The organism is Actinoallomurus iriomotensis (assembly GCF_030269445.1).
Taxonomy (GTDB): Bacteria; Actinomycetota; Actinomycetes; order Streptosporangiales; family Streptosporangiaceae; genus Actinoallomurus; species Actinoallomurus iriomotensis.
The window spans coordinates 76,051-101,470 of record NZ_BSTJ01000015.1 but is presented as its reverse complement, the minus strand read 5'-3'; the positions used below and the strand labels follow the sequence as shown (position 1 = coordinate 101,470).

Below are 25,420 nucleotides of genomic sequence, written 5' to 3'. Positions count from 1 at the left end.
GCCGTTGCCTAACCGCGGGCCAGTTCGTGGTCGAGCGTCGGGGCGTCGACGAAGGAGGTGTGCGTGCCGGCGGTGCCGCAGGCGTAGGCCCCGGCGATCGCGCCGGCCCGCGCCGCGTCCGCCCAGGAGTCGCCGCGCAGCCGGGCGTACAGGAACGCCGCGACGAAGCAGTCCCCGGCGCCGTTGCTGTCGACGACCGGCCGGCCGGGCAGCGTGACGGCGGGGATCGCCCGGACCGGTTCGCCGCGGACGGTCAGGCGGCAGCCCGCGGCTCCGGCCATGACCACGACGGCCTGCGCCCGGCCCCGTTCGATGATCTCCCCGGCCACCGCGTCGGCCCGGTCGCCCAGCTCGGCGGCGGACACGAACACCACGTCGGCCCGTCTGGCGAAGCGGCGGTGGTGGTCGTCCTCGCCGTTCCAGTCGTGCAGATCGGTGGAGGTCGGCGTCCCCGCGGCCACGGCCGCGGCCAGCGCCTCGGCGGCCCACGGCATGATCGACACGTGCACGTGCCGGGCCTCGCCCACCGCCGTCCGGTACAGCGCGGGATCGACGTCCAGGTCCGACGGGTGCCGGGGGTCGTACAGCGACAGGCGGTTCCCCTGCGGGTCGACGAGGTTCACGCTGCGGCGCGTGCCGCTGGGATGGGTCGTGTACCGGAACGGCAGACCGGCCTCCTCGTACGTGCGGCGCACCAGGCGTCCCTGGTCGTCCTCGCCGATGACGTCGACGAACGCGGTCCGCAGGCCGAGCGCGTGGCAGCCGAGGGCGACGCCGTTGCCGGTGTGCGCGGTGAAGTCCTCGATCGGGGGCACCGTGATCGAGTCGCGGACCGGCAGCGGCAGAGCCGGTACGCGCACGATCGTGTCGACTCCGGCGCCGCCGACCACCAGCACGTCCGTTCCGCTCATCCGCACACCGTCCCGTCGCTCGCCGTCACCGGCCGGGCGGTCCCCGCGCCGGCCCGTCCAGTGTCGCGGTTACGGGCGTCCAGGCGGGCCGACCGTCGGATCGACGCTAGATCTTCATCTCCGATCGCATGTGAGCGGGCTATGCTCCGGCCTTACAGGTGCCCCCCGGAGGCCGGATGAGTTCGGACCGACCACTTCGCGTGATGATCGTCGATGGCGACCCCTCGCTCACGTCGTCGCTCAGGAGCAGTGATGAGGTAGAAGTGCTCCCAGAGCCGGCCGAGCCGATCGAGGCCGCCGAACGCCTGAGGCCGGACGTCGTGCTGCTGGGTCTGTCCTCCGCCGCGCACACCGCCCCACTGAGCCGTACGGCCTGCGTCTTCGTCCTGTGCCCCTCGCCTTCGGCGGCGACCGCGGCCCTGCGCGAGGGCGCCAGCGGCTGCCTCCGCCCGAAGGAACTGACCCCGAGAAGGCTGCTCCAGGCCGTACGCGCCGCCGGCCGCGCCCACTTGGGCCTGTCCGCGAGAGAGGCAGAGGTCATGGACCTGATCGCCAGCGGCCGCTCGAACGGGGAGATCGCCAGGGAGCTGTTCCTGAGCGAGAAGACGGTGAAGAACCACGTCAACCGCATCTACGCCAAGCTCGAGGTGAACTCCCGAGGGGCCGCGATCAGCCTGTGGCAGACCCGGCACTGAACCGGATCCGAGGGCGGGATCGTTCGATTCGCGAGGGTGTGAGGGGGCTGCTAGAGTAACGGATGTCGCAAGCGCCGCTAGCTCAATTGGCAGAGCAGCGGACTCTTAATCCGCGGGTTCGGGGTTCAAGTCCCTGGCGGCGCACCCGTGCTGAGCTGGGCATTCTCGACGCTGTCGGGAGTGCCCAGTGTGCGTTTTGGAACGGTTTGCGGCCCGTGGGTGCTCGGTGGGTGCTCGGATGTCATGATCTTGTCGGCCGGGGCCGTCGGCCGGCATGCAGCGATGTTGGCGCTAGGTGATCGCGGACGGTCCGAAACGTGACGTGTCAGCGCCGAAAGTTCGTGACCTGTCAGTTCACGGCCCGACTGCACCGGCACCAGGGTAGGAGTGATCCCCACATTGCCTCGGCCCTTCCGGGCCAACGGGTCGGACATCGACTGCTTCTGGGCTATCGCAAAGCCAACCGGAGTGCCCGGGCCAAAGTCGTCTCGCGGGTCACCCTCCCTCTCGGACACCCCGCCTTCCCCGGAAGTGTCACTTATGCCCGCCTGCCACTCCGTTCCTGCCGGACCCTCTTAATCACCCATAGCGATATCCCCGAGCAGGGGTGGGGTTACCGGGCGATGCCGAGGGCTGATTCGGCGGTGGTCCAGTTGGTGGCGATGGCGTGTTGGGCGGCAGTGAGGGTGATGGTGCCTTTGCAGATGGCGGTGTGGAGATGGGTTTCGATGGCGTCTTTGGGGTTGTTGGGGCCTGCTCCGGGTTTGTGGCCAGGGGAGGGGAGTTCGACCCAGAGGTTGCGTGGGTCGTTGGGGTCTCCGCCGAGTTGGAGGCTGATGAGGTGGTCGTACTCGGCGTCGTGGAGTGAGTCGGCGTAGCCGTAGGAGGCGGCGTTCAGGTGTTTTTCTTTGTCGGTGATGTTGGCTGGGGGGCGGATGCCGCTGGTGTAGCCGCCTTTGCGGCAGATGGTCGTGTTGATCGTGGCGGGGGTTACGTCGGGGTTGAGCGCGCCCGGTGTGCAGGCGGGGTCGGGGAGTGGCTGGCCACCGGTGTGGCGGTAGTGGCACATCCCGGCCGCCGGTTGGGACTGCACGGTGTAACGGCGCTGCGGACCTGCGCCGGTGGGGATTTGTCCTGCTGCTGGTTTTGTGCCGGCGTCTGCGGTACCGCCGCTGCTACCGGTGGTGGAACAGCCCGTGGGGGCGACGAGCAGTAGCGCCGCTAGGGGGAGGAGAAGGCGGCGAACGAAGCTGGCCACGGAGCGTCTCCTGGCTGAGGGATCGTGATGTCGCACGGAGATTATCCCGAAGCGGAGATCGCTAACAGCGACCCTGCCTGTAACGAATCCATCACCCATCGTGCGATGCAGGAGCGCCTGCCCACAGCTTTTTCTGGCCGCCCGGCTGGCTGATCCTGCGCTGGAGCCATGGGGCATGTGGCCATAGTGCAGGCCGGCTACAGCGACCAGCGTCTCATGACCGGCCCAGACTTCGCGTCAGACCGCCGACAGGCTCCACGCGCCACCTCTATGAACTCCCCCAGCGAACCGGTCGGCGATGCCGCCACGACGAACATAGGCATGGCGGCGCCGCAGGTCCTGACCTGCGGCTTTCCTGACATTCCTACCCGAGCAAAGCTGCGGATTAAAAGTCCCCAGGCGCTGTGTCATGTCGGTACTGCCGCTGTCAATCTGTGTCGATTCATCCGCCATTGCCTCGATTCCAGTGTTGCATAGTGTCGGCGCATGAGGGGCAGTACCGCGGCGTTCGGGCAAACACCGAGCGGACGTGGCACCGACACCGTGGGCGGGCGTGGACCATGCGAAGCGCCAACTGCAATGGCAGGCGATCGCCGCAGCCATCGCAGTCGTAATGCCCATCGTCGGCCGGCATACGAACACAATCAGGCAACCGTCCCAAATGACTGCTACGTGGGTCCGTCGGATTCGTGACCGGCCCGCATACCGCGATCACGCCAAACCCTATTAGCGGAGAGTTGCCAGGCTTAGTGCTTTGATCGGCACACAGGTGCGCGGTGCGCCAGCCAGGATCAGCATCAGACCGCGGGATACAAGCGTAGCGCACCGGTCAACTCGATGAACTTGTAGTGGTGCTCCTCGTCGAATGTCATCGCAATAATATCGACCGCGGGCACGGTTACCTCCCAAAAACCCATGGCCCGCAAGGCGACAAGATCAGCACGGTCGTTATAGACGATCAAGATGTCCAGGTCATTCGGTTTCTCAGATCGGAGCATTGAGCCAAAAGCCCACAGCTCTAATCCGGGGAACCTCTCGGCGCACCGGCATAGCTCATTGAGAATGGACCACCGATTCCTCAAGTCCATGGTTTGCGGATCTTGCGGACGAAGTCGTTTAGCGTGTACAGCGAGACCCCGGCATGCTGGGCACTCTCCACGACACGGCCCCCGAACCCCTGGGCGTTCGGGTTCGTGATGACCAACGCATCCAGGTCAAGATTTGGGTATTGATTGAGAATCTCGATGAACCCATCGTCGGTCAGCTCATAACGATCGTGGCTCACGATCGTCAGCGACCGGAGCCCGGCGATTCGCTCAAGTTCCCAGGCTCGGTGGCCCCGACGAGTCACCGACGCCACGGCCCCTGTGGCAGCCATTCGCTGCTGGATGTATATCTCCTCTGGGTGGACATATTCGGAGATGTCATCGAACTGCCAAAGGGCACGAGTGAACCCGCCGAACGTGTCCACGCATACCCCGAGCTCGCGGACGTGGTCATAGACGTCAGGGTCGACGACTCGGCGAGTCACGATCACCATCCCCGCCTCAGGCAGTTCTTCGACCGCCTCCCGGAGAGCCTTCGTGGTGAACGGATTCACGCTGTCCGGCTCCACACAGAACGCGACTGCAGCCGGTTGGTTCGGACGCAGCACCTTCACTCCGTGCTCGCCGATGCCCTCGACGATCCGGGAGTCCTTGCGAAGCTGCGTCATTACCCAGGAACGTATGCTCATCCCTTGTCCTCCAGGATCGATTCCATGGCATTCGGGAACCTTGTCGACCCAGGAGTCCAATTTCCCTCCAGATGCCGCTCCTCCAGCTCCTGAGCGTGCACCGCAAAAATCTGAGCTGTTGCCTTCTCTGAACGACTCAACAGCTCTCGGTTCACCTGTAGGACCCGCAACAAAGTTTGGTTATTTGGAATGATCGTATTTTCCACGTGCCTACGCCATTGCTCAGCCCGAGTATCGTCAAATACGTCATCGAGTGGCCCATACAAATCGAACACAGCACGGTTGGCGCCCAATAGCTCCTCGACAAATTTCCGCGCCTCCAATCTCGAGGAGAACATCGGTGTTCCGTGGGCAAGCGCACGCGCCTTCTGGCTACGTCGTTTCCACCCACGCAAGACATCGGCCGGATATTCCTCAGGGACCTTGTCGATCACCGTGTGGCATGTCGGACAAAGCACTACCACGTTCTCCGGCCGTGCACGTTCCCTTCCCGTCAGCTCCGGCTCCTCGGCGGACCGCGGACCTCCCATGCTGGCCGGGATGATATGCGCTAGTTCACCGATGTGTTTTTGCTCCGCGAATCCGTACAGGTCGGCACGGCAGTCAGGGTTCTGACAATGCCCACCTGATTCGGACCACAGCCAGTCCTTGGCTGGCTGTGACAACGCGATGCGCTTCGCTGACTTCTCAGTCACTGGCACGTGCCTCCTCTGTAGGCATCAAATTGATGTGGCCCTGCCCAGCATGCGGGAGCTCCCGCTGGCCAGCAGATCGGTCGTGCTGATCTCATTGAAGATCGGTTCGTAGACGGTCCACGAGGGCAGTCAGATCGGGATCCTCAGATAGGTCGAGCGGCATGATCTCCTGCGTCGCTCCTCTGCGTTGGAGCATGGCGTCGGGGGCAGTCAGCAACGCCTCGACCGGGTCGACCAGGGGCCAGTGCCAGCGCTGAAGGGCTTCGCGATGGAACCGCGCGGCGTAGATGGCACTGAGGAAGGACTCCGGGCTCCACGCCTGGGGATTTTTGGAGACGACGAGTACGCGGATCTCGTCGACGCTCGGGGCGACGGCGAAGCCTTCCTTGACCGTCGCGAGAACGGTGGAGCCCAGCGCGGCGGCGTAGAGCGCTCTTGCTGCGCTTCCGCAGTGTCGGCCTGCCGCCGGGAGTCACGTCTGGCCTCTGGTCGGGAATCATCTGTGGTAGGCCGAACACCACGAGCACTGTGGCGCACCGCGCCGGGTCCTGCCCCACGTCCATGCAAGCCGCTGGGGACTGATTATCTTCGAACGCCAGCTCCAGCTGCGCGATGACCGCTTCGAGAACATGGGTGTTGAGCGCGTTCCAAAAACCGTCGAGCCGGGCCTGCCCTTGGGCATGCCCGGCGCGATGAACCTGATCTTGCCGAGCCGCTTCGGCCCGCGACGCTTCGGCCGCCCATTCCCTGATCTGGCGGCGGCGAGCTCGCTGCAGAGGGCTTACTCCCGCAAGATGCTGATCAAGCATCGCCTGCTCAATCAGGCCAGGATCGACCGGTAGTGGCAGGGGCAGCACGACACGCTGAGCTTGACGAAACTGCTCGTGGTGGAGTGAGACCAGCGCCTGCTCCGTGCGTGCCACAGCGGCGATCTCGGCCTCACGTTGCGCCTGCCGAACCTGACGCTCCAACGCCGCGAGAGAGGTCCGCGGTGCGCTGCCCGCAGAGCTTCGTCCTCTGTTGCCCGAGGCAGGCCTCCTGCGCCCTCCCACCGACGTCGAGGAGGTGAAAGGGCCGATACCGCTGGAAAAGGGTCGTACGGCCGGCACCCGCATGCACCCGCGCGATCCGGGGCCCCCACTCGCCCGGATGCCCCGGGAAGAGGCACGCACGCGCACCCCCGGCGCCAGTTTGATATTCACCCCCGAAACCCATGGTTCATCCCCCGTCTCTCATCGCCCGTACGCCGGCACGACCGGCCGGATAGACGCCGTGCTCAGGCGCCGGCCCTATTGAGGACGCCTGATGGGCTTGTGGCGGATACGTGTCACCCGGTCACGGTTGAGTCTCAGAACGCTCGATCGGCGCACAGCGGGGCGTCCGAGCGGCGGACGGCCGAGGACACGTGGGCCCGGCCGCCTCTGGGACGCGCGGTCATTTTGTCGGTGCTGCTCCCTAACCTCAGGACATGAATTTCGGAGACGAGCCACACACCTTGGACGAGTACCGGCATGGCCGACGTTCGCTATACGTTGGCATCACCAACGACCTGCGTCGTCGGAGGAGCGAGCACCGCAGCAGCAAGCACTGGTTCGAAGAAGCAACCAAGATCACCATGAAGCGGTATCCGAACAGGCCCGCTGCCTTAGATGCGGAAAGGCGGACAATCAAGCGCAAACGTCCGCTCTACAACATCCAGCACAACACCGCGGTCGATACCACCCAGCTCGCCTCGGGAAGACGTCGAGCGGGTCATGGCCATGAAGATCGCGATCATATGCGCTGGCTTCCTCACGGCTCGGTACGCAGCAGACGCCAGCTCGGCCTGGTGGCTCCGTCGCCGTGCGGTCGCCGAAGGCATGGATCTCGATGTGCCCGTACCACGCAGTCCACCCAAGGAAGACCTGCCCTCCGCGGCACTTCAGGACTCAAGGCCTCTGTAGTGCTTGCCGCCTCTTCAAGAGCCTTGTGATCGCTAAGTGAGGGAGATGTAACAACGCTCGGGATGAGGAGAGTCGACGATGTCGCTGAGCGCACAGGCCGCCAACCCGACCAGCACGCTGTGTACGTTCCTCGATGCCCAGCTCCCGCAGCGTGACGCCATCGTGGAACAGTGGAAGGACCAGCTACACGCAGCGCCACAGGCGGCCTTCGACGTTGATGCTGGCCGCCGCTGGCTGGGCACCGCGCTCGAGATCCGCCTCGGCCTCGACCTGGCCGGCAAACCTGCATATTGGGAACTGCTCTCGTTCCTGCCGGCCGAGCAGTGCTACGCCCTGTTGACCGCCGCGGGATTCGCCCCGCCGGACTACGACCACATGCCCGCCAGTGGCACCACGGACCCACTGCTGTTGGACTGGAACCGCGTCACCTGCCCCACCCAATGCGAGGACCCGACGCAGCGCGCAGCGTTGGCGGCGTGTATCGACGCCGCCAACTTCGACCAGCTCGCACACCGTCTTCACGCCGCCCCAGCTGCGCAAGTACGCCGCTCGTTCTTGCTGACGTTCCGCGAAGCCGGAGCGGTCCAGGCTGATGAGAACCATCCGGTCTTTCGCGGCCTGCACCACATGTGGCGCGGCTACCTGCGCCACGCCCGCAACGAACTCAACCAGCTGGGGGAGAGAACCATCATCTCGCCGCCCGTGGCAGTCGGGTTCGCGGCCGCCGATCTATCGATCGGCCGGACACTGGTCGAGGTCAAGGCATCCGCCGATCCCACCGAATACCTCCACATCTGGCTGAACCAGCTGTTGGGCTACCTTCTCCTCGACCGTTTCGACATCTTTTGCTGGGACACCATCGCCATCTACCTCGGCTGGCACGCCGCCATTATGGCCGTTCCGGTCGAGAAGCTTCTCACCGCCGCGACCAGCAGCCTCACACCTGCTTTGGACCACCTACGCACTGAGTTCCACCAGCTCATCAGCAAAGAACTCGACGAGGCCGCGATGTGGTATCTCCAAGATCGCCATCCGATCCCGCCCCAGACAAGTACACCCTCACGACCGGGCGGCTGATGTGGCTCAAGGCCTCGAACCGCAGGCCATGTTCCTCACAGCGGCAGTACAGAGCGATGAACATCAGCCGCAAGCTGGAGCACGTGCGCTGCTGATTCAACCTAACCATCTGACCCTGGTGGGGTAAAAATCCGCCTAGAGTGCGTTCAGTTTGAGCAGATGTCCGGCACCCTGTATCCGGGAGTTCAGAGAATTTAATCCGCGTCGTGCAATCTCGGCTGGACAGAGCAGCCTTATTTAAGGGTTCGTGTGGGGCGTCGGTAAATGCTATGTATAGGTTGAACCTGTCCCGTTCGATGAGCTGTGTTTGCCTTTTATCGAATTCAACACTTTACCGCCGCAGCGGCTCACTTTTTGATGCCCGCCCCGGCGGTCGTCGACGAGTGTGCACTACCGACTTTGGAAGGCGAGGACCAGCCCTGTGGGAAACCTACAACGGAGGCGTCGCTGTGCCTGGTGAGCCTCGCACCAGGCGGAGTGTCAACGGTGACGAACCACTGGCGATCCGCGCCGAGTTCGTCGCCGTGGGCGGACCTGAGGGCGAGAGCCTAGCGGCCAATCAGTTCGTGGTGATCCAGGAGATCCTTCTGTGGCTACATCGGCATACCGCTCCACAAGTGCTGGGGGAGTAGTTCGCCCAGGCGAAGCCGGGGACGTGGTGCTGCCCTGGCAGCGACCAGGCGAGCCATCGGACCCGCTCGGAGGCGCAGCGCAGGCTGGGTTGCCTGTGCCGGTGGCTTGGTTGGGGCGCACGTCCACCGAAGATCAGCAAGACCCGTCGCTGTCGCTTCCGCGGCAATTACGTAAGTCGCGGCAGGCGCTCCCGGACGGGTACATGATCGTGGCTCACTTCTACGACGTGGAGTCAGGCCGCAAGGAGCTGGGTGATCGTGGGCGCAGTCGAGCACATGAGCAGTTCGACATAGCGATTCCGCGTGATGGCGGAATCCAAGAGCTGCTCACTGAGGCCGCCAGAGCTGACCGTCGTTTCGTCGCCGTCATCTGTGAATCGATCGATCGTGTCGCTCGCCGTACCTACTTCGGTACAAAGATCGAATACGAACTCGAGCAGGAAGGCGTGCTGCTGCTGGCCGCCAATGAGCCGATCGCTCCTCTCTCCGGAGGCGGTCAGCGGTCTTGGATGCGGGCCGGCCCGATCCTCACCCGGCGAATCAACCAGGCGATCGCCGAGTGGTACGTCGTGCAGATGCTCGAGCTGTCCTGGGAGGGGTTCTGCGAACACACCAAGCAGGGCTGGAATATCGGCCGCCCTCCCTACGGCTATCGAGCCGAAAAGCGTCCCCACCCCGTTCCAGCCAGGCGGGCCGAAGGCAAGACCAAAACCCGCTTGATCACCGAACCGGTCAAAGGGTTAACCGTGACCACAATCTTCCAGCTGCGGGCCCTGCAACGGCTCGGCTATGACGAGATCGCGGACCGGCTGAACACTGATCCCACGCGGTACCCGCCTCCGGAGCCGGTCGATCCCCGGCGGGCGGTCGGGCGATGGACCGGCTCGGCCGTTCGCGGAATTCTCATCAACCCGAAGTACACCGGCTACATGGTGTGGAATCGGCGAGCGAGCAAGAAGGGTGGTCGCTGTAACCCGCCGAGCGAATGGGTCTGGTCACCCCATCCTACCCACGAGCCCTTGGTCACCATAGAGCTCTTCGGCGCCGCCTCACCGCTCGCGAAGCACCGTCAGGGCTCCCGCGCCGGCGCCGGGCTCAATGCGCATCCGCAGACGAAACGCTCCTACCGGCTGCGTTCCTACGTCATTTGCGACATCTGCGGCCGCCGCATGTTCGGCAAAACCCGGCGCAACATCGCCTACCTTGCCTGCCAACCCGAACGCCAGCATCACAAGGGACGCACCGACTGGTATAGCGATCACCCCAAGAGCATCTGGGTCCGAGAAGAGCTCCTCCTGGACGCCGTTCGCACCTTCTTCGCTGAGGGCATCTTCGGCCCGGGCGGCCGCCGATACCTCCGCATCCAACACGAGCGCTCTACCGAAGACCGCGCCCACGACGCTGCGGCTGACCGGCGCGATCAGCTCGCTCGGGAGCTCGCCGGGCTCCACCGCCGCCAGGACAACCTCATCGATCAGCTGGAGAACTTCGATGCCACCGGAGACGTGGACGCCGATCGGGAGTACCGACAATCCATCCAATACCGCTTCGCCGAGCTCGCCACCGCCCGACGTACGAAGCAGTCCCAACTCGATCAGATCAACGCCTACGTGCCACTGGCCAGCGATGACGGCGACCTGCTGGACCACATCCCACAACTACAGTGCGACCTTACCGAGCTGCCTGAAGACCTTGAACGCAAGCTCTACGACGCCTTCCAGCTGAAGATTCGCTACAACCGGGCCAGTCACGAAGTCGTACTCCAGGTGGCGATCGGGGGAAGATGGAAACCTTCTCGTGACGATCCACCCCTTGAATAGTGCCACTGGATGACTGTTGCTTGGCCGGGACAAGGATGATTGTAAGGACTTGATGCCATCCGCTGGGAAAGCTGTATCGACCGGCGAGGGTGTCCTGACCTGTAACTCTTCGGAAGGTCTTGGGGTAACGCAGCTGTGGATTAAAAGTCCACAGCTGCGGAGGAATCGCCCGCGCCGATCTGGAGAAACGACTGCCGAGGCATGCCGGTTGGTGTCGCTACATGCCGTTTGGTCTACATGCGCTGGTCCATCTTCGCCCGGCCGGCCTCCCGTGGTGTCGGGTGCTGCCGGGCCGTATCGTGGTATACGAGCAAACACCGAGCAAACATGCCTTCCGTCTGGGGGTGTCGCTTCAGGCTGTTGCGGATGCCGAGGCTCTGTGAATGAACGAAATGGCTGGTGTCTCAGGTGGACATCATCACGCGTAGCGAGAATATTCCGCCTGGCTCGTACTGGGCGCGGTCTGCAGAGCGAGAGTTGCGGTGCCCCGAGGGCCGTGCGGCATCGTCCATTCCGCGATTGCCCGGGCACAGGTCCTGGAGCCTTCGGTTGACGATCCTGTCCAACCTCTAGGACAGCCCCGAGCCGAAGTCCGGTGATCGTAGTCAGCTTTCGGAAAGGGGATAGGAGCCGGGTGGTGCTGGCTTTGGCGGCTTCGTCGCAGCTGCCGGGACAGGGAGTACCCCAGCGTCACCGAGGTCGTCGTTGCTGATCAACGGCCCCGCGCACACCTCGTTCAGCAGTCGTTCCTGTTCCGATTGCAGAAGTACGCATCCTGTTAGGACGGAGAGGAGCGCCAGGAATTCCAACGTGAGATCGCGGTTCCAGGAAATCGATGCGATGTCGTCCAGATCTGACGACCGGCGCTTGTTGCGGGGCTGGGCTGTCCGGTCGTTCAACCAGCGCCATACCACGCGCCGACCCGAGACCGTGTAGTCGACGACTTCTTGTCGAACTGGGGCGAAGACTCCATTTCCAACAGCGAGCGACTGCGCGTCCGGGTCGTAGGTGAGGAGTTCGGGGAGCCGCTCAGGGAGTGATTTGACGGGTGCCAGACACTTGATTCCGAAGGCTTCGACCACGGAACGCTCTGAGCGCATGCGCCCCGCAGCGGGATCGTCGAACCGATTGCCGTACGTGTGGAGCCAGAGGATTTCGCGCCCGATGGACACCGCGCGATCCCACAGCGTCGGATCTGCAGTGAGCGGGACCCGCACACCTGGCTGTCGTAGCTGCTTCTGGAACCGGCGCGTGTACCCAGGATGTGCGGTCACGGCTGCGATATAGGCGAGCACATCTTCCGCGGAGGCGGGAACCCTCAACGTGCTGGCAACGCAGCTGAGTAGCCTCTTGGTCATGTTCGGGGCGCTACATGTGATGTCGCGCCAGAGCGGGCGCACGCCGCCTCCGCCCCAGCCACAGAAGTGGTCGAGGTCAGGTACAAGGCCGGTGAAGACCAGAGCCGGGCCTTCTTGAATCTCGTGGGCGTCCTGCTCGGAGACATAGACCTGGTGTTCTGACCGGACCTGCCAGAGCGGGGGGCGGCCCCTGGCCAGAAGCCGATTGTCGGGAATCAGCCACTGCCGGTCGAACGAGCGGTAAGCAACTTGGATCGGCTCGGGGCAGGGGCCATACTCCTCCGCCAGCGGGCGCTGGAAGTGCGGGAAGCCGGGTAGTGGCTTGACTTGACTCTGCAGGGAACGGTCCTGCGTTTCCCGGAAGAGTTCACGGCGTTCCTCGACCGGTGCGGCGAGGAGTCTACGCCAACGGGTCCGGAGGATGCTGGCTGTGGGTGCGTAGACCCAGGTTCGTCCGGGGGTGACGCCTCGTGTTCGCCATGGCATCAGGTCGCCGAGTGAAGGAAATGCCGTCCATTCGGCGTCAGCGGCCGGGAGAAAAGAGTCTTGCCAACCGGTGTCGCAGGGGTTCCAGCGTGGGCTTGTCGTGGTCAGCCCCACCAGTGCAGATTCCTTTTCTTCACGTGTCCCATGTAACTCGAGATAGCGTACGTCGGCCGGTTCCGATTCGTCAGGGTGGGTCGTTCTGGCGAAGATGAGGATGCTGAGTTGCCGCCCCACATCGGGTCCGAAGACTCGGGTTGCGATCGGTGGGCGGTTTCCCTCGGGGGTAAGTTCGATGACCCAGCCCAGATCGCATTTGCGTCGCAAATACTCGCGTAGGCCACGAAAAGCGAGGCTTCTGGTCACGCTTGACGGGACGATGAAGGCCACCACACCCGCCGGCATACGCCGCTCGGCTTCGAACACCTTCCAGGTCGCCCAGCGCAGGAAATACCACGGCATCCCATGCAGGTCCGATTCGTAGCGGCCTAGTCCGACGGCTCTGAACTCGTCGAGGGATGGGCGTTCGGCCAGGGCCCCGGGGCCTGGCATTGTAGTCCGCGGGTGTTCGATCCATGGAGCGCGGCCTTTAGTGTTCTCCACGTGCGGTGGGTTACCGATGACCACCATTACAGGGACCTGGCGCTTGATCTGGTTGGCTCTGTCCCGGAACTCCTCGATCACTCGATAGGGTGCGCCCAGCTTCCGCTGAACGTTGTTCGTGTCGGCTAGCGCGTCGGTGAGGAATCGTAGGTCCTCAGTCGGAGTTTCGACCTGAAATCGGGACTTGAAGGAGCCGTGGATGCGCAGTTCGGCCACCGCGTACGGGGCGACTTGGATTTCGAAGCCGATGAGCCTGTCAGTGACCAGCTCGTTGACGAAGTCCTCGCGCGTCCCTGGTCCGAGCTTGTCATCGACTCGGTCGGCTACGGAGCTGATGACCTCGACCAGGAAGGTGCCGGTTCCCATGGCGGGGTCCACGACCACGACGTCGTCGTCGGCGAACCCCCACTCCTTGTCGAGGCGCTCGCGTAGTACTTCGTCAACGAATCGGACCATGTGGCGGGCGACTTTGATTGGCGTGTAGTACGAGCCGGTATCCTTGCGGAGCGCCGGGTCGTAGGTCGCGAGGAAGCGTTCGTATAGATAGACGTAGGCGTCCGCCGGGCTGATGTCGAGCGTTTTGAGGTCGGCAACGTTGATCACGCGGCGTAGGGTCTCAATCGTGTCCAGTTCGTCGTCCGCTCCGTTGGTCAGCGCAGCGAATGCCTGCCCCATCAGCAGGTGCCGTTTTCCCAGCTTCTGGGCGATCTCGTGGTAGGATTCGCCGACGAGGTCGATGCCGTCGGAACGGGCGAGTAGCAATGCGAACGTGACGGTCTGTGCAAAGGCGTCGGCGAAGCGGTCGTTGTCGAGCCCGGGGAATAGCAGGTCCCGCCAGTCGTCGGCCAAAAGCGCGAGCCGCATCTGGGACCGCTTTTTTAGCGGTTCGGTGATTGCGGCGTAAACCTCGTCCTTAAGGAGAGCGCATAGCCCGCCGACGATCTGCACCAGAGAACCGAGTGTCCGAGGGGACTCAGGCTCCCAGAGCAGGAAACGTCGGATGACGCCGACCAGTTCGCCGACGGCCGGCGCCGCCGGTCGGCGCAGGTCAGAAACTGTGTTCGCAAGCCTGACGATCGGCGAGATCCGGTTACCGAAAGAGTATTGGGCCCAGGTGACCCCGTCTGTATAGACCACGTTCGGGAGCGACCGAAGTTTGTTCCACTGATCCCGGTCGCCTTTCGCCGGATGCCATTCAGGGGTCCCGGGGACGCCCTTGCCCGGTTTCTTCAGTTCGATGTAGCCAACTCGAACGTGTCCAATGTTCACGGCGTAATCCGGCCGCGCCCGGAGATCCCGCAAGCTCACTTCGCCATAGGGAACAGCCTCGACGCCGATTAGCGCGCCAAATTCCCGCAGCAGTATCTCTAGAGGGCCGCGAAGCTGATCTTCCTCTGCTCCACCAAGACCCATTTTCTGGGATAAGGTTCGGCCGAATCTGGCCACCATCGCTTGCGTGGCGGTCCCGGCGTTGGGGTTGGAAACTCCCGCCACACTCACCTCCGGCAGATCGCGCATACACCACTCAACGTGACCTTTGAACCAGGTTCCATCAAGATGCGGGATGGTCGGACGTGCTGCTGTGGCCACATCCGGCTGCGCTGCCTTGAACGGTGTAACGCGTTAACTGAGGCGGCCATCGAGTGATCGCTCGAGATGGATGATCAACGAAGGAGTGCAACGACAGTGATCCGTGTCTTACCGCGATCCGGTTGCACCTCAGCGGAAGCGGGCGTCATCCTGGTCTGTTCTCCACAGGAAGGTAGACGTGATCCACGTGGCTATCAGGACGCTTGAGCAGTTGCAAGCCGTCGATGAGCGCACTCTGGTCTTCAGCCCACTCGGGCTCGGCGGTCGTATGACCCCGGAGGACGCTGTCGATTATCACCAGCAATTGATCGCTAGATTTCGACTGGCTGATGACGTCGCCGAGAGCACCCGTAACAAGTTCGGGCAGCTGGGCATCGCCTATGCTCATGGCGTCCTGTGCTACGAGTTGTTTACGTTGGTCGAGGATGCGGCTCAGCTAACACTGGAGCAGGCGCTGCGCGATCGCTTCGCCGCTCAGTACCACGGGCAGGCCATTGAGGTCCGGGACCGCAGGAAGCACGAGCATCAGATCGCGATGACCAGTTTCAACGACTTCTTCTATAGCTTCAGGGAGATCCGCGGCGCGGAGATCCGACTGGCGGCCTCGCGGGAGTGGGTGACGTTCAACGGCACGCTGGCTGGGCTGCTGACCTGGGCGCGCAGGGAGGGATTGCTGGGCGGGCAGCGCAATCGGAGTCTGGATCGGGTCTGGCGGGATCTGCGGAATATGGTTGCCCATGGTGCGTACCACCTCGTCTCCCCGGTGGAAGCCGCGAGGTCACTTTCGGACCTATCGGAAGTCATCAACCGCCTGTGGGGACATCCGACGCCGGGAGGCCGGCTCTATCCAGCGCCGCTCAGCCGGAGCATTGTTGCCATCGGTTGGAGCGATAGTGGCGATAAGATCACGCTCGGCTACGCCGACGATCTTGTTGAGATAAGCGATGAGGAAAATTTCACGTACGTTCTGGTCCGCGCCGTATTCTGCCCTGGCGGAGCCACTGACCCAAACCTGTTGAACTTCGACGCCCGCAGTGCGACCACAACCTTCCCCACGCAGTACATCTGGGGCCCCGGAAGCCGTGACGAGGCCGTTGTTTGGTTGGACGGTCACCATCCGCAACCGGACGAGTGCGACTACCTCGATCAGGTCGTCCTCGTCCGCATCCACGGTGGCCAAGTAGGCCTGCCGATGTACCCGAGAATCGCGGCCGGACTTCCCCCGAAGGAGCATCGCGACAGCACCTGGTACGTGTTGCGCGTCGACCGTGGGCTCGACGCGCTCGCCCACCTCCGGGCCGTGGTCGGCACTGCAGCCGAGCATGCAGCCGAAGGAGAATGCAGGGCGTGCCCCGTAGAGACGCTCGCGAGAGGAGATTTCACGGCTGCGCTGAAGGCGGCAAGCAATGCCGGAGCAGACACGACTCCGCTCAGAGTCCCGGACGTGCGTACGCCCTTCACACGGTTCATTCCCCTGCCAGCGCCCCTACAGAGATGAAACCAGGGCGTCCGGATCATGAGGTGGCGTGCGCCCACACTCGTGCTACAGACGGATCCGTACATGGTGCCAAGAGCCGGCGGCAGGCCTTCGCTGATCCAAGCTCTCGGACGGCGCGCAAGTTCGAACGTTGTGCGGGGGCGCGCATCACATCCGCAACGCCGAGACCTGCGGCTTCGCCGGGGCGGCTGGTTGTAGAAGTTCGGGTTGACCTTGGATAGGTCGCCAACGTATCCGCGCGGGTCCGTGTTCGGAGTGAGCGCAGAACCGCCCTGAACTGGCCTCTACGGTCAGGCTATGACCCCTGCAAGGAGCGAGAAGCGAGTTCTCGGGCGGCGGGGGAGAGCCGTCTATCGTCGGTTAGCGCCGCCAGGGCGCTTGAGCCTGCGTCAGGGTTCAGGCGGAGCAGATGTTCGGCAGCCTGAACGCGATGCAGCTGTTGAAGGGTGTGATCGCGGGCGAGCGCGTCCAGGTGGAGCTGGCCCGCCTTCGGATCCCGTTTCGCCCACGCTGTGGCCAGGCTCAGCCGGTCCGTGCTGGAAGCCTTGGGCGAGCGAACGAGCTCGTCTACCGATGGCGGGACGACGGGCGAGGGTGCGTGTGTGACGAACTCGATCGCGACCTTCATCCGCGTGCTCAGGGGTGTCGTGAGATCGCTGAGAAACTCCAGAGCGAGGTGAAACGCCCAGGTTTCTTCCCTGACCGCCACCGCCAGCCACGACCAGTCTCCCTTAGGAAGCAGCCGGCGTGCCTCCTGGTAACCGGCATCCAGGCAGAGTGAGACGAGCTCAGCTGCGGCGCGACGGCTTAGCTCGGCAGGAACTGCCTTGGCGGCCGTCACGTAACACATCGCCAGGATGTGGTCTGACCGTGTGGTGGGGCTCGTGTCGTACCTTGCGTTGCCGATGCTCAGGCTGGCGATCTTTCGAAGGTCGTCCTGATGCGAGCTGGGAGTTTCAAGCAGCCACGATCCGGCCAGCGCAGTAGCGCCCGAACGGACTGCGAATGCGTCGAACGCAGCAGCTCGCACCACGTCCGAACGCTTGGAGTCGAAGAGTTGAGCATAAGTGTCTGCGAGTGCCCGGTCGGGGACTCGGCGCATCGCGGGGACGGCGCATCCCGGCAACAGGTCGTCCGCCTCGAGGTCATCCGCGATCGCGTTCGCGGGAGCACCTTCGAAGAATACCGAGACGCCCTGCGCGCGAGCGCGCAAGTAGCGGGCTGGGTCGATGCGATCCCCGTATGAAGCAGGTGATACGGCAGGGTCAGTGATCACCAAGGCGATGTACGTCCGGCCGTCGGATGACGAGGCGACGACTCCGCCTCCGGAACGCTGATGGGACACGGTCAGTTGATCTTCCGGGATACCGTCCGCCTTGGCGGCCTCGACCGCGGCGACCTCCGCGTGCCATGTGGCCTGAGCCCAATGGTCTTCGTTGGCATCGGTGGAGATCGCGATGACGGCAACCGGCATGCTGACGTCGGACACGGATATTCCTTCCTGAGAGCTTGCTGATCCCGCTGGGCCATCATGTCGTGATGTGGGGTGGCTGGACCCCTATTCGAGTCCTGCGGTGGTTCGGGCTAGTTCTCGGTGGGGATGCCGATCACCTCGACGGCGACGTCCTGGCGGAGGGTGAGCGCCATGCTGATCAGGGCGATCTGGGCGAACGGGAAGAGCGTGTCTGGGGTGAGCTGTTGGCCGTTCTTGAGGTGGATGCCGAAGATGACCTTGTGGGGTCGGGTGCTGGGTGGAACGCTGCGGGTGCCGCCGCTGGTCTCGGTTACGAGCGTGTTGAACCGTTCTCGGGCGGTGGCGTCGAATAGCAGTGTCTGAACTGCGATGAGGGCCTGGTTGAGCTGGTGGCTGAGCGGGGCAGCTTTGTCTGCTGGCTTGATGCAGATGAGCTCACCGGCGGGGCCGTATCCGTCGCAGACCTCGATGCCGTTGTGGTTGTGCAGCTCCGTCCGGACGCTGGTCCGGTCAAGGCACAGGAACTGCCTCCGTCCGAGCTCTGCCTGTGCGCGGAGGTTGTAGTTCCGCTCGTGCTCGCCCTTACGCCAGGCCGGCAAGGCGATGCTCGGCGTCGGCGTGATCAGTTCTTCGATCTGGCGGCGGATCGTCTTTAGGTAGTCGACGCCGCTTTCGTACCACTGGCCCTCCATGAGGAAGTAGTGGCTGGATCCGCGGGTGAGGCAGGTCTCGATCCATTTGATGGCGGGGGCTTGACCGAGCGGGTCGTCGTTGGCACCACACATGGTGACGGTTCCGGCGCGCAACGCCGCGGTGGGTGTCGTGTCGTGCTGCACGCCGACGCGGTAGCGGATGTCAGCCAGGTTGAGATGGTCACGGCCTCGGATCGTTGCGTTGCCGATCTGGATCGTATAAGCCCCGGTGGCGGGCAGGAGCGGAGACAGGTCGACTGGTACGGCGAGGCTGATGGAGGTATCGGAGGAGTCGAGCAGCGCCTCGTCTAGGAGCCCGTCCAGGTCCGCGATGGTCGTCTTGTCGGCGACGGGCTGGGTGGCCTCGATGAAGGCCAAGTCGTGCCGCGGCTCGGCGGCGCAGATCTTGGCAAGAGAACGGATGCAGGCCAGGAACGCCTCGGGTTCTGTGGGGATCGGGAGGCGAAGCCCCGCCGAGCCCTCGATGCGGATGGGGCGATTGCCAGGAAGCCCTAGGCCGCTCGCTCGGAGTTGACCGCCGAGCTCACGGACGAGTTCGGCGTGCTGCTTGATGCCGACGCTCCCGATGGAGAGGCCGGACGGGGCTCGGGTGGCGTCCTGGCGGCCCCTTCCGGTCAGTGAGCGCCGCACGATGTCATGGACCAGCTCGGGGTCGATAGCTCGGACAGCGACACGCAGCCCGAAGCTCGGGTCCTTCAACCCATTCGGAACGAGCCGGTAGCCCTGATCGAACCCGATTGCATATACCTCGTCGTCCACAGCGATGAGCAGAAGCGCGGCGGTCTCTAGCTTCCGCAGTGTGAGCTCGACGCCGGTGAGCTGGGCGACCTCTCCGCACCATCCCGCCTTGGGGATGTCGAAGTGGCCGCTGACCAAGATGGCGGGACAGCCGAGGTACTCCTCTGGAAACGAGGGCAGAAATTGCAGTTCGTCGAGTTGTTCGGTGGGCAGGGCGTCGAGCAGGCCGTCGAGGTCGGGGTTGACGCCGGTCAGCCGGTAGAGCGTGCGAACGGTCATAAGGGGCTCCAGGAGGAAGCAGGCCGGGATTCACTCGGAAGGCTGGTATCGGTCGGGCTGGACTGGCCCGGTGGCACGCGGCTTCGCCGAACCGCGCTCTGGAGGCTAGGCACGCACTGACTCTCATATGATGGATGATCGTGTTAGCAGTGTCAACGCGCATATATTCTTGAAGATTAGCTCACAGTGCGTACGGTCTGGTCCGTGACGGATGACGAGGCGCGGCTGGTTTCACCGGCCGAGATTGCTCGGATGGCCGGCATGACCCGGGCCCCGGTGTCGAACTGGCAGCGCCGGCGCGCTGACTTCCCGTAATCGGCGGGAGGGGCGGCCACCGCGCCGCTGTTCGCCCTGGTCGAGGTGTGCGATTGCCTCGCCAGTCAGGGCAAAGAACAGGAAATCTCCGAAGAGATGGAGTTCTGGCAGGCGCTGCGTCCTGAGTTCGGCGACGGCATGATCGGTACGCTGCTCGCCGTATGTGCGGAGCAATGAGGGGCGCGATCGCTCGCTAAGGCAACCGCCGAGCTGATCTCAGGCATTGCGGCACGCCGTTCCCTCAAGGGCTGATCGAAGACCTGGTGGCCAGGTTCGTGGCCTCGTCGAGCCGCAGTGGCGGCAAGCATGTCTCCATGCCGGCCTGGTAAGCGTCGTACGCCATTTTGTGGGCCAGGCCCGGCCACCGACAGCCGTTCCAGGACTTCCTGGATCAACGTGAGATCCCCCGACCGAAGGTCTGGCGGGCCGCCAGCGGCCGACATCGACAGCTGCAAGATCCCCGACCGAGTCAGCTAAGCGGAGGGCGATAGTCGCCATGTGGAGCGAGGGCTCACGATGGCGACTGCGGAAGGGGCACCATAAAGACGTTAGCACTGTCAACAGGCTAACGCATTTCTTGAACTGACGCAGTCGTGTACGCTCGCTCCCATGTCTGAGGAGGGAACCGCTTCAGTGCCCGTGGTCACCGCCGCGCAGATCGCCCGACTCGCGGGTGTGACCAGGGCTGCGGTCGCCAATTGGCGGCGGCGCCATGATGACTTCCCCGCGCCCGTGGGCGGGACGGCGGCAGGCCCGCTGTTCTCACTCTCTGAGGTGGAGAAGTGGCTCGCGGGCCAGCGCAAGGGGCGGAGTGTCTCGCCGGAAGTCGCTCTCTGGCAGTCTCTGCGTTCCGCTCACGGCGACGACATGACCGCCGCGCTTGCCCGCATTGGCTATACGCTCAGCGAGGGCGAGCCCAAGTCCGGGGCGTTGCCGGACGAACTGTCCAACGTGGTCGACCGGCTCGTGGGCCAGCGATCCGCGCCTCAACTCTTCGAGGACCTGATCAGCCGGTACGTCGCCTCCGTTGGCCGAAGCGGCGCTCAGGCTGTCTCCTCGCCCCGGCTCGTCCGTGCTTTCGCTCAGTTCGCGGGCACGGCAGACGGATCCGCGTACGACCCTACCTGCGGCATCGGCTCCCTCCTGCTCGCTGTGACGGGCCCGCGTACGACCGCGCTCGTCGGCCAGGACACCAACCCTGACCTGCTACGCCTAACTCGGCTGCGCACCGGCTTTGCTGATGGCCCTCCGGCCCGGCTGGAGGCCGGGGACTCACTCCGCGACGACCGCGTCCCAGATTTGAGGGCTCAACTGGTCGTCTGTGATCCACCGTTGGGCCAGCCCGACTGGGGGCGCGAGGACCTGTTGCTCGACCCGCGCTGGGAACTCGGCGTCCCGCCGCGGGCAGAGAGCGACCTCGCTTGGCTCCAGCACTGCTACTTCCACACCGCACCCAGTGGCCGCGCGCTCATCGCGCTGCCGCCGTCCGCCGCCTATCGCAAGAGCGGCCGTCGCATCCGCAGCGAACTCGTACGCCGAGGCCTCCTCGTCTCGGTCACCGCACTTCCCGCCGGCTTTGCGAGCAGCCACAACATGCCACTGCTGCTTTGGGAACTCCGCCGCCCGGCCATGCCAGGCGACGAGGTCCGCTCGGTACGCATGGTCGACCTAACCGCAAATGATCCCGATGGCGCTCTCGATCCGGCTCCGGGCCAAATTACGGACGTGCCCCTTATCAACCTGCTCCGCGAGGATGTCGACCTCAGCCCTACTGCCTACGTCACCGCCGCCCAGCCCGACTATCCCGCTGAGTACGCAACCCTGTGCCAGGCTCTCGAACAACAGTTGCGTGAGCTTGCCACACTGCTCCCGGCCCTGCCCGCTGGCCCTGGCGTGGGGACGATGGAGGAGCAGAACGTCATCGACGTCAGCGACCTCGTGCAGGCAGGACTGGTGGACACGGAGGGCCTCGAGGCCGCCTCCACGAGCGATCAGCTGGACACCGACTATCTGCGCGGATTCCTCCGCAGCGCCAGCAACAGACGCCGCAATACCTCCGGCACCGGCACCTACCGTGCCGACCTGCGAGGCGCTCAACTACCGCAGATGGATATTGAGCAGCAGCGCCGATACGGGGATGCCTTCCGCGAGTTGGGTGAGTTCGAGCGGAGGATCAAGGAAGTTGCCAAGATGGGCGATCAGGCCGCCCGGCTGGCCTACGACGGACTGACCAACGGTGCCCTCGCGCCGGACGTGAAACGAGAAGGTGACAAGTGAGCGACACCAACCAGCAGTTGGCCGACTTCATCTGGTCGGTGGCCGATCTGTTGCGGGGGGACTACAAACGATCTGAGTACGCCAAGGTCATCCTGCCGCTCACCGTGCTGCGCCGGCTCGACTGCGTACTGGAGGAGAAGGGCACGCGCCAGGAGGTCCGCGACCGCGCCGAATCGTACACGGGAGAGCGCCCGCACGCACTGCTCCGGGCCGTGGCCGACCTGCCCTTCTACAACGTCTCGAAACAGGACTTCAAGACCATCGGCAGCGATGACAAGAACGTCTACACCAACCTCAAGGACTACATCCGGGGTTTCTCCCCTGAGGCCACTGAGATCATCGACCGCTACGACTTCCACATCCAGATCGACCGTCTGAACGACGCCGGTCTGCTGTACCAGGTAGTGCAAAAGTTCTCGGAGATCGACCTCAGTCCGAAGCGGGTCAGCAACCACGACATGGGCTATGTCTTCGAGGAGCTCATCCGCAAGTTCGCGGACGCCTCGAACGAGACCGCCGGTGAGCACTTCACCCCGCGCGAGGTCGTCAAGCTGATGGTCGAGTTGCTGCTGGGGCCCGACGATGAGGCGTTCGTCCGCCCCGGACAGGTCATCGACATCCTCGACCCAGCCTGCGGCACAGGCGGCATTCTCGCCGCGGCCGAGGAGCACATCAAGGAGCTAAACCCCGACACGAGGGTCAACCTGTACGGGCAGGAAATTAACGCCGAGTCGTACGCAATCTGCCGCTCGGACATGCTCCTCAAGGGGCACGTGGCCGACAACATCCGCTTCGGCAACTCCTTCACCCGTGACTGGTTCGACGACGCGCAGTTCACGTACATGCTGGCCAATCCGCCGTTCGGAGTCGAGTGGAAGAAGTCCGAGAAGGCGGTGAAGGACGAGCATGACGAGAAGGGCTACGCCGGTCGCTTCGGCGCTGGACTACCCCGTATCAACGACGGCTCTTTTCTCTTCCTCCAGCACATGCTCCACAAGATGAAGCCGCTGTTGAAGAACGAGAAGGGCGAGTTGACCGGTGGCTCGCGCATCGCGATCGTCTTCAACGGCTCTCCGCTGTTCACGGGTGGCGCGGGGTCCGGAGAGTCCGAGATCAGGCGCTGGATCCTGGAGCAGGACTACCTAGAGGCCATCGTCGGCTTGCCGGACCAGCTCTTCTACAACACCGGTATCTCCACGTACTTCTGGATCCTCTCCAACCGCAAGCCCAAGCAACGCAAGGGCAAGGTCATCCTCCTCGACGCGCGGGGCGAGTGGGTCAAGCGCCGGAGATCGCTCGGTGAGAAGCGCAAGGAGATCTCCGAGGAGCAGATCCGCCATATCTGCGCCATGTACCGCGACGCCGAGCAGATCGCGGCGGACGAGAACCACCCCGACCACACTAAGATCAAGATTCTTCGCAACGAGGAGTACGGCTACAAGCGCATCATCGTCGACCGCCCGCTCAAGCTCCGCTTTGAGGTCACTGAGGACGCACTAACCCAGCTGGCCGAGTCCGCGGCTCTCGGTAAGGTCCTCGGCGACAAGACGACCGACCCGCAGGAACAGGCTAAGCGACAGCGGGAATTCGCGGACGCGCTCAAGCCGCTGACCGGCCAGGTGTGGCGCACGAAAGCGGAAGCGTGGGACGCGCTACATAAGGCAGTCAACGCGGCTGGCTTGCTATGGCCCTCCGCCGCTCCTTTTCAGAAGGCACTGCGAGACGCGGTGGGCGTACGCGATCCCAAGGGCGAGGTGCAGTTCGTGAAGGGCAAACAGCCTGAGCACGACCCCGAGCTGCGTGACACGGAGAACGTCCCGATGGGGCAAGACATCGACGAGTACTTGGAGGCGGAGGTGAAGCCGCACGTCAAGGACGCGTGGATCGCTGAGCTCAAGAATCCGAAGACGAAGACGACCGAACGTTACAAGGTGGGCTACGAGATTCCGTTCACACGACACTTCTATGTGTATGAGCCGCCGAGGCCGCTTGCGGAGATCGATGCGGAACTGAAGTCACTTGAGGTCGAGATTCAGCAGCTGCTAGGCAAGGTGGCCCGGTGAGTCCAAATACGATCCCACTTAAATCCTTCACCATCGAAGCGCAAACGGGCCCATTCGGATCCCAATTGCATGCTCATGAATATATCGAAAAGGGGATTCCAGTTATCAACCCATCCAATATCAAAGATGGGCGACTAATCCCGGACGAGAAAGCGACCGTGAGCATGGAAACGTCTCGACGGCTCGATGTACATCGACTCCAGCGCGGAGATATCGTGTTTGCGCGTCGAGGCGATCTGGGGCGAGGAGCTGTCGCGAAGAAAGAGGCTGAAGGATGGCTGTGTGGTACCGGCTGTATCCGGGTGCGACCAAACCAAGACCTTCTCGATCCGCACTTCATTAGCTACGCCCTACAAAGCATTGAAGTGCGGAGCTATTTCGAGAAGTGGGCCGTCGGCAGCACAATGGGTAACCTGAACACGACGATTGTGCTTGGCCTCCCGATCCCGAATCACCCCCCGGAGGAGCAGCGTCGAATCGCCAATTTCCTTGACGCTCAAATTACACATATCGATAAACTGGACGCTGTGCTTCGGGAGCAAGTTTCTCTTCTCGAGATGCGTCGTCAGGCTCAGATCACAGAGGCTGTCTCCGGACAGACCTCTCGTGGGAAGCCGCGTGCCCTAAGGGCTGTTGCCGAAGTTATTCTGGGGCGTCAGCGTGCTCCGCAACACGCCGACGGACCACACATGGTTCCCTATCTCAGAGCCGCCAACGTAAAGGACGGCGTGCTGGACTTGACGGATGTGTTGTCGATGAACTTCACGCTTGATGAACAGCAAATTTTTGCCTTGCGGCCGGGAGATATATTGGTAACTGAAGGAAGCGGCAGTATCAACGCCGTTGGTGCTTCCGCGGTTTGGGGAGGGGAGATCCCAGGTGTCGTCTGCTTCCAGAATACGCTCCTGCGTATTCGACCGAGGAAGGGCCTCGCGGATGGCAAGTTCCTCGAGTGGTGGGCACGCTCCGCCTTTGCAGCTGGCGAGTTCGCCTCGATTGCAACGGGCGCGAACATCTACCACCTAAGCGCCGAGCGAGTGCGGACCCTGCCGACTAGATTCCCGAGTTTGGATGACCAGCGAAAGATCGCGGACCGCCTCACGGGCGAAACCCAAAATATTGACCACTTCATCGAACTCCGTGAACGGCAGCTTAACCTCCTCTCCGAGCGACGTCAGGCGCTAATCACTGCTGCCGTCGCAGGCCGTTTCGATGTCACTACTGCGAGCAGTTCGTTCACCACCTGAAGGCTGTTACCTACTG

The 25,420-nt window shown here is 63.6% G+C and carries 19 protein-coding genes and 1 tRNA gene; 12 read left to right on the top strand and 8 right to left on the bottom strand.

Annotated elements, in window-relative coordinates:
- Positions 1-8 precede the first annotated feature (8 nt).
- Positions 9-911: a carbohydrate kinase family protein gene (locus tag QSK37_RS44080; protein WP_285633775.1), complete on the bottom strand. Its 903-nt coding sequence runs from the start codon at positions 909-911 to the stop codon at positions 9-11.
- Positions 912-1,174: 263 nt separating this feature from the next.
- Here QSK37_RS44080 and QSK37_RS44075 point away from each other — a divergent pair, with 263 nt between their 5' ends.
- Together QSK37_RS44075 and QSK37_RS44070 are read left to right on the top strand one after the other, a co-directional pair.
- Entirely contained in the window at positions 1,175-1,606 is a 432-nt protein-coding gene (locus QSK37_RS44075) for a response regulator transcription factor (protein WP_285633772.1), read from the top strand.
- 71 nt (positions 1,607-1,677) lie between these two features.
- Positions 1,678-1,750, top strand: a tRNA-Lys gene (locus QSK37_RS44070).
- 469 nt (positions 1,751-2,219) lie between these two features.
- Here QSK37_RS44070 and QSK37_RS44065 read toward each other — a convergent pair.
- The 4 genes from QSK37_RS44065 to QSK37_RS44050 all read right to left on the bottom strand — a co-directional run bounded on the left by QSK37_RS44065 (position 2,220) and on the right by QSK37_RS44050 (position 5,294).
- Positions 2,220-2,864, bottom strand: a complete 645-nt coding sequence (locus QSK37_RS44065; protein WP_285633770.1) for a hypothetical protein — start codon at positions 2,862-2,864, stop codon at positions 2,220-2,222.
- A 797-nt stretch (positions 2,865-3,661) separates the two neighbouring features.
- A complete protein-coding gene (locus tag QSK37_RS51560; protein WP_349498039.1) occupies positions 3,662-3,952 on the bottom strand; it encodes a nucleotidyltransferase domain-containing protein in 291 nt (96 codons plus the stop codon).
- Positions 3,943-4,599 (bottom strand): hypothetical protein, encoded by a 657-nt coding sequence (locus tag QSK37_RS44055; protein WP_285633764.1) that lies wholly within the window; start codon positions 4,597-4,599, stop codon positions 3,943-3,945. The genes QSK37_RS51560 and QSK37_RS44055 overlap by 10 nt, the downstream gene beginning before the upstream one ends.
- On the bottom strand, positions 4,596-5,294 hold the full coding sequence (locus QSK37_RS44050; RefSeq protein WP_285633761.1) for an HNH endonuclease signature motif containing protein: 699 nt from the start codon (positions 5,292-5,294) through the stop codon (positions 4,596-4,598). The genes QSK37_RS44055 and QSK37_RS44050 overlap by 4 nt, the downstream gene beginning before the upstream one ends.
- Before the next feature lie 629 nt (positions 5,295-5,923).
- On the opposite strand from QSK37_RS44050, the gene QSK37_RS44045 reads away from it, so the two are divergent.
- The 4 genes from QSK37_RS44045 (at position 5,924) to QSK37_RS44035 (ending at position 10,766) form a co-directional block, all read left to right on the top strand.
- Positions 5,924-6,136, top strand: a complete 213-nt coding sequence (locus QSK37_RS44045) for a hypothetical protein (RefSeq protein WP_285633759.1) — start codon at positions 5,924-5,926, stop codon at positions 6,134-6,136.
- A 626-nt stretch (positions 6,137-6,762) separates the two neighbouring features.
- The gene (locus QSK37_RS51965; RefSeq protein ID WP_432705659.1) at positions 6,763-7,266 is read left to right on the top strand and encodes a GIY-YIG nuclease family protein; all 504 of its coding nucleotides are present in this window, start codon (positions 6,763-6,765) and stop codon (positions 7,264-7,266) included.
- 49 nt (positions 7,267-7,315) lie between these two features.
- Entirely contained in the window at positions 7,316-8,314 is a 999-nt protein-coding gene (locus QSK37_RS44040; protein ID WP_285633756.1) for a hypothetical protein, read from the top strand.
- 733 nt (positions 8,315-9,047) lie between these two features.
- Positions 9,048-10,766 (top strand): recombinase family protein, encoded by a 1,719-nt coding sequence (locus QSK37_RS44035; RefSeq protein WP_285633753.1) that lies wholly within the window; start codon positions 9,048-9,050, stop codon positions 10,764-10,766.
- A gap of 605 nt (positions 10,767-11,371) precedes the next feature.
- Here QSK37_RS44035 and QSK37_RS44030 read toward each other — a convergent pair.
- Positions 11,372-14,728 carry a type ISP restriction/modification enzyme gene (locus tag QSK37_RS44030; RefSeq protein ID WP_285633750.1) on the bottom strand — a complete coding sequence of 1,119 codons (3,357 nt, stop codon included), beginning with the start codon at positions 14,726-14,728 and terminating at the stop codon, positions 11,372-11,374.
- A gap of 250 nt (positions 14,729-14,978) precedes the next feature.
- Between QSK37_RS44030 and QSK37_RS44025 the strand changes: the two genes are divergently transcribed.
- A complete protein-coding gene (locus QSK37_RS44025) occupies positions 14,979-16,298 on the top strand; it encodes a hypothetical protein (protein ID WP_285633747.1) in 1,320 nt (439 codons plus the stop codon).
- 295 nt (positions 16,299-16,593) lie between these two features.
- On the opposite strand, the gene QSK37_RS44020 is transcribed toward QSK37_RS44025, so the two are convergent.
- Positions 16,594-17,787, bottom strand: coding sequence for a hypothetical protein (locus QSK37_RS44020; RefSeq protein ID WP_285633744.1), 1,194 nt, complete (start codon positions 17,785-17,787; stop codon positions 16,594-16,596).
- A 95-nt stretch (positions 17,788-17,882) separates the two neighbouring features.
- The gene (locus tag QSK37_RS44015) at positions 17,883-19,502 is read right to left on the bottom strand and encodes a DUF6119 family protein (RefSeq protein ID WP_285633741.1); all 1,620 of its coding nucleotides are present in this window, start codon (positions 19,500-19,502) and stop codon (positions 17,883-17,885) included.
- 204 nt (positions 19,503-19,706) lie between these two features.
- Between QSK37_RS44015 and QSK37_RS44010 the strand changes: the two genes are divergently transcribed.
- The 5 genes from QSK37_RS44010 to QSK37_RS43990 all read left to right on the top strand — a co-directional run bounded on the left by QSK37_RS44010 (position 19,707) and on the right by QSK37_RS43990 (position 25,404).
- Positions 19,707-19,817, top strand: a complete 111-nt coding sequence (locus QSK37_RS44010) for a terminase gpP N-terminus-related DNA-binding protein (RefSeq protein ID WP_285633738.1) — start codon at positions 19,707-19,709, stop codon at positions 19,815-19,817.
- A 45-nt stretch (positions 19,818-19,862) separates the two neighbouring features.
- Positions 19,863-19,994 (top strand): hypothetical protein, encoded by a 132-nt coding sequence (locus tag QSK37_RS44005; protein ID WP_285633734.1) that lies wholly within the window; start codon positions 19,863-19,865, stop codon positions 19,992-19,994.
- Positions 19,995-20,426: 432 nt separating this feature from the next.
- A complete protein-coding gene (locus QSK37_RS44000) occupies positions 20,427-22,094 on the top strand; it encodes an N-6 DNA methylase (RefSeq protein WP_285633731.1) in 1,668 nt (555 codons plus the stop codon).
- The gene (locus QSK37_RS43995; protein ID WP_285633728.1) at positions 22,091-24,157 is read left to right on the top strand and encodes a type I restriction-modification system subunit M; all 2,067 of its coding nucleotides are present in this window, start codon (positions 22,091-22,093) and stop codon (positions 24,155-24,157) included. Before QSK37_RS44000 ends, QSK37_RS43995 begins: the two co-directional genes overlap by 4 nt.
- Positions 24,154-25,404, top strand: coding sequence for a restriction endonuclease subunit S (locus QSK37_RS43990; protein WP_285633725.1), 1,251 nt, complete (start codon positions 24,154-24,156; stop codon positions 25,402-25,404). Before QSK37_RS43995 ends, QSK37_RS43990 begins: the two co-directional genes overlap by 4 nt.
- Positions 25,405-25,420 lie beyond the last annotated feature (16 nt).